At 72.0% G+C, this 12,393-nt stretch carries 6 protein-coding genes, 1 pseudogene and 1 riboswitch; of the genes and pseudogenes, 2 read left to right on the top strand and 5 right to left on the bottom strand.

Annotated features, from left to right (window positions below; all coding sequences use genetic code 11):
- Nucleotides 1-45 precede the first annotated feature (45 nt).
- Both ACIRD7_RS09325 and ACIRD7_RS09320 read left to right on the top strand, forming a co-directional pair.
- Nucleotides 46-297 (top strand): hypothetical protein, encoded by a 252-nt coding sequence (locus tag ACIRD7_RS09325; RefSeq protein ID WP_403451546.1) that lies wholly within the window; start codon nt 46-48, stop codon nt 295-297.
- Between the two features lie 55 nt (nt 298-352).
- A riboswitch (ZMP/ZTP riboswitch) is annotated at nt 353-439 on the top strand.
- Between the two features lie 21 nt (nt 440-460).
- Nucleotides 461-1,326, top strand: a pseudogene (locus ACIRD7_RS09320) (bifunctional 5,10-methylenetetrahydrofolate dehydrogenase/5,10-methenyltetrahydrofolate cyclohydrolase).
- Between the two features lie 39 nt (nt 1,327-1,365).
- On the opposite strand, the gene ACIRD7_RS09315 reads toward ACIRD7_RS09320, so the two are convergent.
- The 5 genes from ACIRD7_RS09315 to ACIRD7_RS09295 form a co-directional block, all read right to left on the bottom strand.
- Nucleotides 1,366-2,913, bottom strand: a complete 1,548-nt coding sequence (locus ACIRD7_RS09315; protein ID WP_403451545.1) for a hypothetical protein — start codon at nt 2,911-2,913, stop codon at nt 1,366-1,368.
- A 38-nt stretch (nt 2,914-2,951) separates the two neighbouring features.
- Nucleotides 2,952-3,680, bottom strand: a complete 729-nt coding sequence (locus ACIRD7_RS09310) for a Crp/Fnr family transcriptional regulator (RefSeq protein WP_403451543.1) — start codon at nt 3,678-3,680, stop codon at nt 2,952-2,954.
- A gap of 253 nt (nt 3,681-3,933) precedes the next feature.
- Nucleotides 3,934-6,540 (bottom strand): CHAT domain-containing protein, encoded by a 2,607-nt coding sequence (locus ACIRD7_RS09305; RefSeq protein ID WP_403451541.1) that lies wholly within the window; start codon nt 6,538-6,540, stop codon nt 3,934-3,936.
- Nucleotides 6,537-8,447, bottom strand: a complete 1,911-nt coding sequence (locus ACIRD7_RS09300) for a caspase family protein (RefSeq protein WP_403451540.1) — start codon at nt 8,445-8,447, stop codon at nt 6,537-6,539. Before ACIRD7_RS09300 ends, ACIRD7_RS09305 begins: the two co-directional genes overlap by 4 nt.
- 1 nt (nt 8,448) lies before the next feature.
- Nucleotides 8,449-12,303 (bottom strand): CHAT domain-containing protein, encoded by a 3,855-nt coding sequence (locus tag ACIRD7_RS09295; protein ID WP_403451538.1) that lies wholly within the window; start codon nt 12,301-12,303, stop codon nt 8,449-8,451.
- Nucleotides 12,304-12,393 lie beyond the last annotated feature (90 nt).

Below are 12,393 nucleotides of genomic sequence, written 5' to 3'. Positions count from 1 at the left end.
CGCACGTGTATCCGATACATCAGCACCTATACATAAATTGGCGGAATGTGCGATTTCATCCTGAATATCCATACACTGCTGTGGAAGTGGATGATCGCGAAGCGAGGATCAGCCCCGTTTCGGGCGCTGGCTGTCGCTGTGGTGCCGGAGACCGTCGGTGTGGCGGGTGAGGGCACCGACGCGCGCGGTGAGGCCGGAGCGGCCCGCGTTCTCGACCTCGTGATCGGCTCTGCCTCACGAGAAGGTCTGTTTCCTACCGGCGCCAGTCGCACGGCGGGACTCAGAAGGTATTCCTGAACTTCCCGTTCGTGATCAGCTTCGTGATCAGCGGAAGCACCATCCACTAGAGCGATGCGTGGGCCGTGACTGGCGCTGAGGTGGAGCACCACCGGGGAGCGGTCTGACGAATCGGTCGATGCCGTGCGCCTGGGCGAGTGGTCAGCGACGCCTGGAGGCGGCCATGTCCCAGACACAGACAGCCCAAATTATGGATGGCGTTGGGCTTGCCCGACGCATCCTCGAGACGGCATCGGGCGGGGCGGCAGAACTTTCGCGGCAGGTCGGCGTGACGCCTTGCCTGGCAACGGTGCTGGTGGGTGAAGACCCGGCTTCGGTGACGTATGTCCGGATGAAGCGGGCCCGTTGCGCGAAGGCGGGCATCGAATCCCGGCTCGTCAGCCTGCCCGCCACCACAACCACCGCCGAGCTGGTGGAGACCCTCCAGTCGCTCTCGCAGGACGCAGCCGTGCACGGCATCCTGCTTCAACATCCCGTGGGCCGTCACATCGATGAGCGGGCGGCATTCGAAGCCATCGCGCCGGAGAAGGACGTCGACGGGGTCACCATGAGTTCCTTCGCAGCGATGAGCTTCGGACTGCCTGGTTTCGCATCGTGCACCCCGGGCGGGATCATGCGGCTCTTGGACGAGTACGACGTCGAACTCGCAGGCCAGCATGCCGTGGTCGTGGTCGAAGCGCCATCCTCGGCAAGCCCGTCGGAATGCTCTTGCTGGCCCGGGACGCCACTGTCACCTACTGCCACTCCCGTACGGCCGACCTGGCCGCAACCTTGCGAGACGCGGACGTTGTTGTGGCGGCTGTTGGAAAGCCTCGGCTCATTCGCGGCCAACACATCAAGCCGGGGGCTGTCGTTATCGACGCCGGATACAGCCCCGGCAACATCGGCGATGTCGACTTCGACACCGCCCGCACGCGCGCCCGCCTGATCACACCGGTGCCCGGCGGAGTCGGCCCCATGACCATCGCAACTCTGCTGGCACAGACAGTCGACGCTGCTATCAACCAACTCAGGCCGGCCAGTCAGTGAGGAGACCACCAGTCCGGGGATCGACGACGAGCATGTCGGTCAGCTCCGATCCGAGCTCGACGGCATGCCCGCCCCCGTCCGCCGCCCGGTGTGGATCCACGCCACCGCCCTGAAGTCCTTGGCCTCGACGTGTATTTCGGCGCGGTCGAAGCCTTCGCCCGACAGCCCTTCGTAACCCGTGGCGACGAGATCCTTGTAGAGCGTGTCGGAGAAGGCGACCACCAGTTGTGTGGAGGGGGTCCTGGCGAGCGCCTGGCGTACCGGGCCGGAGTCGAGGACGCGGAAGAGGGCGACCACGGCCGATCCCGCGTAGCCGCTGTCCGCCTCGTGCACGATGCCCTGGTGCAGGCTGGCCCGCATGCGGATGTCGAGGGGGGTGGTGGTGCCCGGGGTCGGCGCTGCGGAAGGGTAACGGGGTGCGGCGTTCGCGGCATTGGCCTTTGCCAGCCCTTCGGCGAGTCCCTCCAGCAGCATGGGGACGACCCTGGCCTCGTCGATGCCTGGCTCCATCACCAGCAGATAGCCGTCTCCCTGGGCCTGGCGACCGCACCGCTCCCAGTCGACGCCCGCCTTTGCACAAGCCGTCCGCAAGGTCCGCAGCAGGACACGTTGCAGCCGGACCATGTCGGCGTTGCCGCGGATGCTGTACTTCTCGATGTCGACGGCGAGGCATAACCGCCGTACACCCGGGGGCAGTTCCTCGCCGCTGCCGGGGCCGCCGTGGCTGTCGCCTTCGGTGATGTCGCCGTGGAGCGCGCCGCCGCTCTCGTCGTCGCCGTCAGGTGCAGCGCCGACCTCGTTTCCGGCGAGTGCCCACGCTCCGGGGAGAGTCCCGTCGTGCGCGAGGGGCGCGGCGGACCGCCAGGCGTCGGCCCGCTTGACGGAAAACCGTGTGTCGTACGGGGTTTCCGCCTCCCTGCGCACGAACGTCCCTCCGAGCAGCGGCTGCACGGTCACCGTGGCCAGGCTCAGTCGGCCGGACACCTCCGCCGCGGTCCTCGGCACACGGACTACAGCCTGAGCCCAGCGGCCGTCGGGACGTAGCGTGCCGCCACGGCCCGGGGCGCGGAAGGTCCAGCGGAGTCGGTTCTGGCCGAGCCCGAACGCGGCGACCCGCGCTCCGTCGCTCGTGGTCGTGCCGGGCCCGGGTTGCAGGGTCAGCGCGTGTGTCTCGTCGTCGAGTCGCACGCCGAGGGTCACCTGCTGGTATCCGCGGCCGTCCGGCAGTTCCTCCAGGTCGAAGGGGAAGCAGAGCAGCATGTCACAGTGGCCCGAGGCCTCTGCCTCGCTGCCGCCGTTCGTTCTGGGCAGTACGTAGACGAGGGGCCGGCCCAGGGAGGCTCCCGCGACGCGGTCGCGCACGGGGTGCCCTCCCCCTTTGGGCACCACGCCGTCGAGGGCGACCAGGTCTGTGGTCGCCAGTACGTCGTCGTGGTCCTCGTGGCCCTCGTGGTCGTCGTTATCGTCGTGGTCGTGACGCCCTTCGTCAGGATCGCCTCTTCGGCCCAACTGATGCGCCCCGTCGTGCTCGTAGTCCCCCATGTCCCGCTCCCCCAAGCCCCGGTCCTCCATGTCCCGCTCCCCCATGTCCCCCTCCTCCACCTCCCGCTCCCCCGCGTCCCCCCTCATTGGTCCGGCCCCGTCAGCCGAGCCGCATCCCGCAGACCGGCAAGGGAGACGACAGTGACTCGGCTGTACCCGACCTGGATGATTCCCCGCTCCGCCAGCGCGCCGAGAACGTGGTGGACCCGCCGTTCCTTCGCACCGACCAACCCCGCGATCTCCGCCTGGGTGAGACGTGGCCCGATCAGGACCCGGCCGCGCCACTGCTGCCCGTAGTCCTCGACCAGGTCGACAAGCACCCTGGCGACCCGCGTGGCCACCGGGCAACCGCTGAAGTCGCCCCGACGCCGCACCGACCACCGGTTCTTGCGTACGAGCATCCGGCTGACCGCCAGCGCGGCCACGGGATAACGGTCGAGGCAGGCGAGGAAGTCCCGTTGGCCGATGCGCCGGGCCGTAACTCTGCCCGCGGCCGTGACCGTCGCCGAGCGGGGTCTGTTGTCGAACGCCGCGAACTCGCCGATGAGATCCCCGCCTATCCGGACGGCCAGCAGCGCGGTGTCGCCGTTCTCCATGAGGGCCGTCACCTTGGTGACACCCTCAAGCAGCAACAGGACGAACGTCTCGTTCAGCCCTTCGGCCAGCAGCGTCTCGCCTGCCTCGTACGACCGCGGAGTCCCCAGTGAGAGCAGGGTCTTCACGGCCTCCGAGGAACCGGTCAGCTCTCCCAGGAGGGTGCCGTGCGGCCAGCGCTCGGCGGAGTGCTTGCCTTCCGTGTACCCCTCAGGCATCACGGTACCTCCCCGACTTCTCGGGCTTCTCGGGCATCGGTGACGTACGGCATCGTAGTCGCTGGGCCCGGGCGAACAGCCGCTCTCCTGCGGTCAGTTGGCACGCCGCCACGATATTCCGCACTGCTGCGGGGACGTGGTCGCCGCGAGTGCCGCACAGTGGTGGGCACGGGGAGCAGTGCGGGGGCCTGGCGGCGGTCGGTGGCCAGGCCCCCGTCGCTCTCTGCCTCTCGGGCCTCATCCATGGGCGCACTCACCCTCGCGCCGCCGGGGCGAGCCGGGAATCGGCGGAGCCCAGCAGGCTGAACCCGGCCCAGTCCTCCAGTCGCGGGTGCTGCCGCCTGGCCTCGCGCATGGCGCGGCCCAACGCCTCCCCCGTGTTCGCCCCGGTGACGAGGTGCCGGTGGAAGTCGGTCATGAGGTCGGCGGTCGCCCTGTCGTCTACGGACCACAGGGCGACCACCACGGAGTTCACCCCGGCGGCCAGGAAAGCCCGGGCCAGGCCCAGATTGCCCTCCGGTGAGGGCCTGCCCCAGCCGGTCTCGCAGGCGCTGAGCACCACCAGTGGGCAGCCCGAGAGGTCGAGCGGCTCGATGTCGTCGGCCCGCAGGTACGAACCGTCCGCGTCCTCTGGGTACTTCTCGCCGGCAGAGCCGGTCGGGGGGCTCGGGGCGAGGCACAGTGCGCCCGGGATGCGCAGGACGTCCTCGCCGGCGAGGGCGTGCGTCGCGAAGTGCGCGAACCGGGCTCGCGGCAGCCGGGCGAGGACGGCCTCGCGGGTGGCTTCCGCGCCGATGAGGGCGCGGGCTCCGTACAACGCGGCGACGGTCCGTGCCTCGTGTTCGGCCGCGGGCAGGGGCCGTAGGACGGGAGCGGGCAGTCCGGGCAGCAGGGGTTGTGTCGGCGGGTCCGGGTTTCCCACCACCAGTGCCTCGGAGGGTGAGACGGTGGCCGGGCGGGTGCCAGCCGTCGCCCGGGGGTTCGTCCTGGCGGACGGCGCCACGGCCACGGTGTACACGTCCGCCAGCGGAGTGGTGTCCTTCAGGGGCAGCGCGTTGAACGGGACGTGGTGCAGGAACCCGTCGGGTACGACCACCAGCCGCCGCGTCCCGGCCGCCGTCAGGTCGTCCTCCACCGGCCGCAGGAACGCGTCGGCGAGCAGGCGCAGCTCCGCGTCGGTGATCCGGCCGAGGTCCGGGCCGGCGAGCGGGGCGCTGTCGCGGGAGTTTGCGACCGGGACCGGGACCGGGGCCACGGCGCCCTGGGACAGGGCTCTCAGGAGCCTGGTCTCGGGAGGCTCGGCGGTTGCGGTTGCGCCGGGACCCCCGGCGGTCGTGGCACCGTCCGCCGCCACCGCGCTCGGCATCGCCGCGCGCACGGCGGAGAGGTCGACGTCGTGGTGCCGGCGTGTGCCGTCGGGAGCTATCACCCAGATGTAGGCGGTGGTGGCGCCGCTGCGGACGCTGGGGCGGGCGGGCCCGAGCAGGCTGTACACCAGTGTGACCGTGTTGTTCCGCGCGGCCTGTTCGGACAGTTGCCGCGCCGTCCTCGGCACCGGACTCGCGGCGGAACCGGCGGAGCGTCCTGCGAGCAGCCGCTGTTCCAGGAGCAGGCCGCGGACTCGCTCCGCCGCCTCCAGCGCGCCGTCGGTGTCGCCGCCGGCGACTCGGCAGCGCTGCAGGGCCCGGTACACCTGGGCCTGTTCACCGAGCAGATCGATGTGCTCGACCTCGCTGCGTGTCGTGGCCCGTAGCTGCTCCCACAGCGTGACCGCTTCCAGCAGACGGCTCTCGGCGCGTGCGTGCTCCTCACGTGCATGCAGCACGGTCCCCAGGTTCAGGAGGGCTGCGGCGACCATGTGTGGCCCCTGTCCGGCGCGCCTTGCCGCGTCCACGGATCGCTCCGCCCAGGCCAGCGCTTCGTCCAAGGAGTCCGACACCGCGTGGGCGCCTGCGAGGTTGGCTGCCGACGAGACGATGAGGAGGGCGTCGTCGCGCTCGACCGCCTCCGTGTGGTTGAGCCGGAGCAGCCCGATGGCCTCGGCGGCCTTCTCCGGCTCGTCGCAGGAGAGCAGGCAGGTCGCCAGGCGCTCCCGGGACTGTGCGAGTACGGCTACGTCCTGCCGGCCGACGGGACCGGTCAGCAGCGACAGGGACTCACGTGCGTGCGACACGGCCTCCTCGTCGCGCCGTTCGCGCCGCATGACCAGCGCCTGGAAGCTGAGGGCGGAGGCCAGCACCGTGGTGCGTTGTCGATCGGTCGATGTCCGGGCCAGACGTTCGGCCTCGGCCGCGCAGTCGCGGGCGGTCGGGTCGTCGCCCACCATCGCGGCGGCGACGCCGAGACTCACCAGTTCCTGGGCGATCTCGAGACCTGATCCGCCGGCCCGTGCGGTCTCGGCGGCGCGGGCGAAGGCCGTGAGTGCGCCACCGATCTCGCCTTGGAGAAGGAGGGCCTGTCCGAGCCGGTGGAAGGACTCGGCGGTGAAGTCGGGGTCCGAACCGGCGGCCAGGTCGTAGACCCGCCGGGCGACCTCCGCCCCGCCGGTGAGATCACCGGTGCGATACAGCGATTCGGCCAGGGCCAGCAGCGCCCTTATCCGCGTTCTGCGTACCAGAGGCGTGTTGAGCACCGAGTCCTGCAGGAGCGAGAGACTGCGCCTGCTGCACTCGGCCTGCTCCGAGTAGCGTCCGAGCCGGCCGGCCATCCCTGCGGCGTCCTGCCAGCAGGCCGCGGCCAGCACCCGCTCGGGGTAGGCGCTCGCCGCCGCACGGTACAGGTCGTACGCTTCCGCCCAGCGCTGCTGCTTGACCATGCGGTCCGCCTGTATGCGGCGCACCATCGGGGGCAGGGGGATCATGCGCGGGGCCCCTCCGGGTCGGTGGACGGCAGCTCCGGCTCGGTGGAAGGCAGCGCGTCCGCGTGCACGGTCCACAGGCGGTAGCGGAACTCCTGGCCCACGTCGAGCATTTGGTCACGGGTGCCCTCCCAGACCTCCTGCAGCAGCGCCTGCACGGTGGGGCCGGCGGTGCGCACGGACCGCTTGCAGGCCTCACGCGAGGCGAGTCCGCCGAGGTCCATGGCCCGGTCGCCGACAAGGACGTGGATGGTCTCCGGGCGGGGGCCCTGCTCGGGAACGTCGGACGGCCAGTAGATCGTGACGGCCGGGGTCGTGCGTGTGCCGTAGTGCTCGTCCCCGTAGGGTTCGAGACGGTAGCCACTGGGCTGGTCGTTGGTCACCAGGGCGGTGCGACCGCTCAGCCCGACGCCGATCACCCAGAAGTACAGCGGCACACCGGAGTGGTTCGTGACCGTGACCCGGTAGTGGTCGCCGTCGTAGAGCTGTTCGCCCGCTGTGCTGAGCTCGCGCCAGTCACCTCCTGGGGCGGGATGCCGGGCCTCGATCCGCACGTCCAGGTCCGCCGCGAGGCGGCTCGGCCCCTCCGGGTCGCGCAGCAGCCGTACGCGTTCGCCGCGGGCCAGCTCTTCCAGCAGAGCGATCAACTGGGAGGGGACGGCTTGTGCCGTTACGGACGGGGCCCGGAAGGGCAGTCCGTCCGGGTTCAGTACCTCGCAGGTGCCGTTCTGTGCGCGGACGGTGGCGAACGCGTCCTGCGCGTCTTCGGTCACCGCCAGCCGTGGGCAGCGGGCGATTTCCTTGCGCAGCGCGTCGGCGAAGGGAGCGTCGGCCTCGATGAGCACATGTCGGCGGTCGTGCACGCGTACCGCCAGCGCGTATGCGCCGAGGGGCAGCTCTACGGTGTGCAGGTCGTCGGCGGAAGGGCGGGCATCAGCAGGTGGCGTCGGGCGCAGCAGGGCGTCCCCGGCCTTCATCTCGTCCACGGTCGCGGGTATGGAGGTCTCTGCGCCCCGGTGCGTCGCGCTGCCGCCGGGGAACACCATGCTGACCCGGTCCGCGGCGCCGAGACCGAAGACGGCGCCGCCCGGGACGACGAACCGGCCGTTCCGCCGTACCAGCGGGAGCCGTTCGAGGCCGTCGGGCTCGTCGAGGGAGAACGGCAGCCGCCCCGAAGGCCCGCCCGCGTCGGGCCACTGCCGTACCTGTTGCTGCTTGATGCGGTCGCGGACCCGGGCGATCAGCACCGACCAGGGCACGCCGGGGCGCGTGTTCGGGCCGAGCAGCTCGGCCAGGGCCGCGGTGAAGACGCCCTGCCGCCCCTTGCCGGGGCGCAGTACGGCCTCATACGCCGAATCATGCTGCTGACTTGCCGTCAGCCGGACGACGCCGGGGACGAGCGGGTCGCCGGGCCGGGCGAGCACTGCCGCCCGGGCGCGTCCCGCGTCCTGAGCGACGGCCCGCGACTCGACCGACTTCAGGACCCATCGGCCTGACTGGTACGCCACCTCTCGCACGGCTCCACCGGAGTGGCAGCAGTCGAGGATCACGGTGAGGTTCGGCGTACGCTGCCTCAACTCACGGACCGCTGCGGTGAGTTCCTCGGCCAGATAGCCGCGGAAGTCGGTGGGGGTGGTGTCGTCCAAGTCGACGGGGACGAGGTACTGCAGGTCGCCCAGGAGTGCGCCGTGCCCGGAGTAGTACACCACCACGCCGTCACCCGGCCGGGTCTCCGTTCGCAGGCGGCTCATCGCCTCGGTGATGCCCCCGTACGTGGCGTCGCCTTCGGTGCACGTCCGCAGGTCGGTGAAGCCCCTGGTCCCGAGGACGTCCGCCATGAGTGCCACATCGGCGTGCACACCGCTCAGGCCGTAGGTCTGGGCGCCGATCAGCAGCGCTCGCAACGTCATCTCAAACCCCCACGTGGATGAAAGGCGCCCAGTGGTACGGGTGCCGGTCCTCTGCGTCCGGGCGCAGCGGTTCGCTGTCCCTCGCCGCCGCCCAGGAGCGGGCCCGGGACGGCGGTCCCGGACGGGTTCCGGCCCGGTGGGCCAGCGCGTCGAACTCCTCGTCCCGGTCTGCGCCGGACAGGTCGCGCACGGCGCGCTGGGCGCGTGCCAGCGCCGCACCGACGCCGGCGGTGGGGTCCTCGAGGAGGTACTGGTAGGTCTTGGTGATGACCAGGCAGCCCGTACGGTCGCGGACCGGCCACAGCGATACGACGGCATGGCGGGCCCCCGTGATCAGGGCGGCGCGGGTCAGCCCCAGGACGTCGCCGCCGGCGGTGGCGGTGCCGCGGCCGGTGTCGCAGGCGGAGAGCACCAGCAGTTGCGGCTCCTGGGCGACGCGCAGGAGGTCGGCGATGCCGAGCACGTCATCACCGGCGAGGGGCAGCCGGCTGCGGTTGGGAGCGAGTTCGTCGACGAGCCCGTGGGTGGCGAGGTGGAGTACCTGGCAGTCGGGGGCGGCCTCCAGCACACGGGCCCGGGTGGCGTCGGTCCCGGTCAGCAGATGGTGGCGGGGTAACAGGCGGGCGAGTTCCGCGGTTTCGGCCACCGTTCCCGGCAGCTTCCGCAGACCGTGGCGGGGATCGGCCGCGGGATCGCCCACCAGGAGGGCGTTCAGCTCCGCCCACGGCCTGTCCTGCGTGCCGTGGAGGCGGGTGAGCAGGGACGCCGAGGGGAGGTACGACACCTCGTGGCGGGCGCCGAGGACGTCCCCGTCCCAGGGAAGGGCGTGGAAGGGCAGGAGGGAGAGCAGGGCCGGGGGAACCACCAGCACGCGCCGGTGGTCGCGCAGCGGCTCGGCGAAGGGCCGCAGCAGCAGTTCGGCCAGCTCCGGTCCGTCGGCTTCGCCGTGGCTCCCGGCGTCCGCCATGGCGCACCAGCCGTGGAAGCGGCGCACGGCCGCCACCACGGAGTGCGCCCACCCGGTGTGGCGGTCGCTGAGCAGCGTCCGGCGGGTCATCGCCCAGCCGACGAGGGTGTCGTCGTAGAGGTGGTAGGTGAGCAGCACGGTGTCCGGGGGCAGGGCCTCGGACAAGGTCGCGGCGTCCGGCAGCGTGCCCCTGCCGGATGCGGTGAGCGCGGCCGGGACGAGCCTTCGTACCTCGGCCTCGGCGGCGTCCAGGGCCTGCTCGGCCTCCGCGATGCGCGCGCGTCGGCCGTCGCGGCGCGCCTGGGCCGTGCGTCCCGGCGTTGGGGAGGCGCCCGGCGCCGGTTGTTCTGAGACCACCGGGAGGGACCCTCCCATCGGTTGTTCTGAGACCGCCGGGACGGGCCCTCCCACCGGTTGTTCTGAGACCGCCGGGACGGGCCCTCCCGGTGCGAGGATCGGCGGCTGCCCTGAATCGGGCAGGGACGCGCGGCCGCCGAGGCCGGCCGCGTGGTCCTCGAACTCCGCCGACCAGCGGACCTCCGCGGCCAGCCAGCCCCGCACGGCCCTGCGGGCGGCCGGGTCCGTGCCGGCGGTGTCAAGCGCGTGGAGGGCGTGGAGGAATCCGGCCCGGCCGCGCTCCGCCTGGGCGAAGGCGGTGGCCGCCGCGCCGGGGCCGCCGAGGCCGAGGGTGGAGAGCACCGCCGCGTGGTAGAGGCCGGCGACCACGGGGTCATCGGCGAAGGAGGCCCGCAGCGCGTCGCGGGCCAGTCTGACCTGGTGCGCCTCGTAGGCGTCGAGCCCCTGCCGGGCGAGGTCTGCGGCATCGCCGTAATGGCCCCTGGCCAGGGCCAGGTCCGCCCGGATCGCGGCCCGTTCCCAGAGGTGATCCTGGTCCGGGCCGCCGAGGGCTGCGTCGATGAACGGCTCGTGCGCCGCAGCGCGTTCGGGCCTGCCCAGTCGCAGCCACAGAGCGGCGGCCTGGAGTGCGGAAAGGCGCGGTTCGACCGCCTCCATCTCGGCCCTGGCCCGGGCCCATTGGCGCAGATCGACGTGGGCCGCGCAGCGCAGGACGCTCCGGAAGGTCTCGTCCGGGATCAGCTCGGTCTCGGACAGGGCCTGGCGTGCGAGGCGGTCGGCCTCCGTCTCGAGGCCGGCCGCACGGGACCTGCGGGAGCGGAAGAACGTCTCCTGGGCGGGGCAGGACGCGAGGTCGGAGGCCAGCACGGCGAAGACGTCCTTCAGGGGCTCGACGTCCTTCAGGAGGTCGGTGCCCACTCGGAGAGCGACTTCGATGCGGGCGCGGGCGGCCGCCATCACATCGGGGTCCCGCAGTGCGGAGGCCTGGTCGTGGAGGGTCTTGGCGGTCTGGATGAGTCCCAGGCAGTCCGCCAGGTCGAGGGGCTCGCCCTTTTCGGTGCTTCCCTCCACGCGCTCGAGGTGGTCCTGCTGCTCGAGGTCGGTCAGGACGATGCTCGCCAGACGGTGACGGGCCCGCAGATAGATGCCCGTGGCGGGGAAAGGCGGGCGCGGCGGCGGCTGGCGCTGCTGGCGATGGCTCGCCGCGACCGCCGATGGATCGGTCGCCGCGCTGTCGCCCGTTCCGGGCCCCGGCAGCAGCCGCTGAGCGAGATGGGCGGCCCTTCTGGCGCGGACCACATCACCCTGCGCGCTCCAGAACTCCGCCCGCTCCAGGACGAGTTGCCGCAGGCCCTCCAGCCATGACGTGCTGCCGACGCTCGTAGCCCAGGCAACGACTTCCTCCGCGGCCTCGGTCCCCGCCTCCGCCTGCCCCTGGGGCGTGGGGTCGGCCTGGATCAGGTCGAGGCTCTGATGGATGCGGAGCAGCGCGGCACATGCGCCGTCGCCGGCCGCGACCGCCAGTTCCCTCGCCCGGCAGGCGGTTTCCCGGCCCTCCTCAAGGCTGCCGCGCAGCCGTTGGACGTGGGCGAGGCGCAGGAGCGCCGCGGCGCGGCCACGCCCCGAGTGGGCGGCGCCGTACTCCGCGTCGGCCCGCTCGTAGTGGTGCTCCGCGCGGGAGAGCGCCCGTGCGGGGGGTGCGGTGGCCGGGATGGCGCACTGCTCCGCGGTTCCCGGTGGGCCCAGCTCCCAGTCACCGGCGAGCAGCGCGGCGAGGCCCGCGGTCGCGTGGCTACGGGAAGCGAACCGCAGTCCGTGCCGTAGCAGCGGCTGGGCCGCCTGCACGTCGCCGACTCGGACGCGGAGGTCCGCGGCGAGCAGCAGATGACAGGCCGCGGCCGCCTCGTGCCGGGTGGCGGCGATCTCCTCGTACAGGCCGTCGAACCAGGCGAGTGGCTCCCTCAGACCGGCCGACAGATCGTGATCGTCCCAGTCGACGCGCATTCCGTACGCGGCGGTGCGTTCCTTGGCCGCCATCGCCTTCACGGCGTGTCCGAGGGTCGTACGGGAAGAGAGGAGGACGGGGATGACGCGTCCCGCGAGGTGGGTGCAGAGCCGCAGACCCGGGTCGGCGACCGACGCGAGGGCGTCCTCGATTCCCGCACCGGCGGTGAACTGCGCCCGCTGGGCGCCTGGCTGGCGGTCGACCGGAGAGGTGCCCGGTTGCCAGTTGCCGTCCATAACGATCGCCGCTGTCCGCAGCGCTTGTGACAAGAGGGACAGGGAGGGATCGTCGGGCCGCGGCTGGTCGAGCAGGGCCAGTGCCTTCTTGGGCTCTCCTCCTGCCAGTGCGGCCGCCGGGGCGAGCCAAGGGCCCAAGGGTGTGCCGCCCGCCACCTCCGACCCGCCCGGCGGGATGGCGGCACGGGGATCACTGCCGCGCTGTTCGATCAGCAACAGCTCCGTCAGTCGGGCGAGGCATTCCCCGTTCGCACCGTCCCCACCGCCCTCTCCCGGCATGGGTGGACCCATGGCCTTCCCCCCTCCCCCGCCCGCCGGCCTGACGGGGCGCCGATCGCCGACCCTAGCCGTCATTCCACTGAGCGGAAATGTCTGTGGATC

Origin of the sequence: Streptomyces sp. NPDC093568 (assembly GCF_044764945.1) — a bacterium.
Taxonomy (GTDB): domain Bacteria; phylum Actinomycetota; class Actinomycetes; order Streptomycetales; family Streptomycetaceae; genus Streptomyces.
The sequence above is the reverse complement of the archived record's forward strand: the minus strand, read 5'-3'. Positions and strand labels throughout refer to the sequence as shown.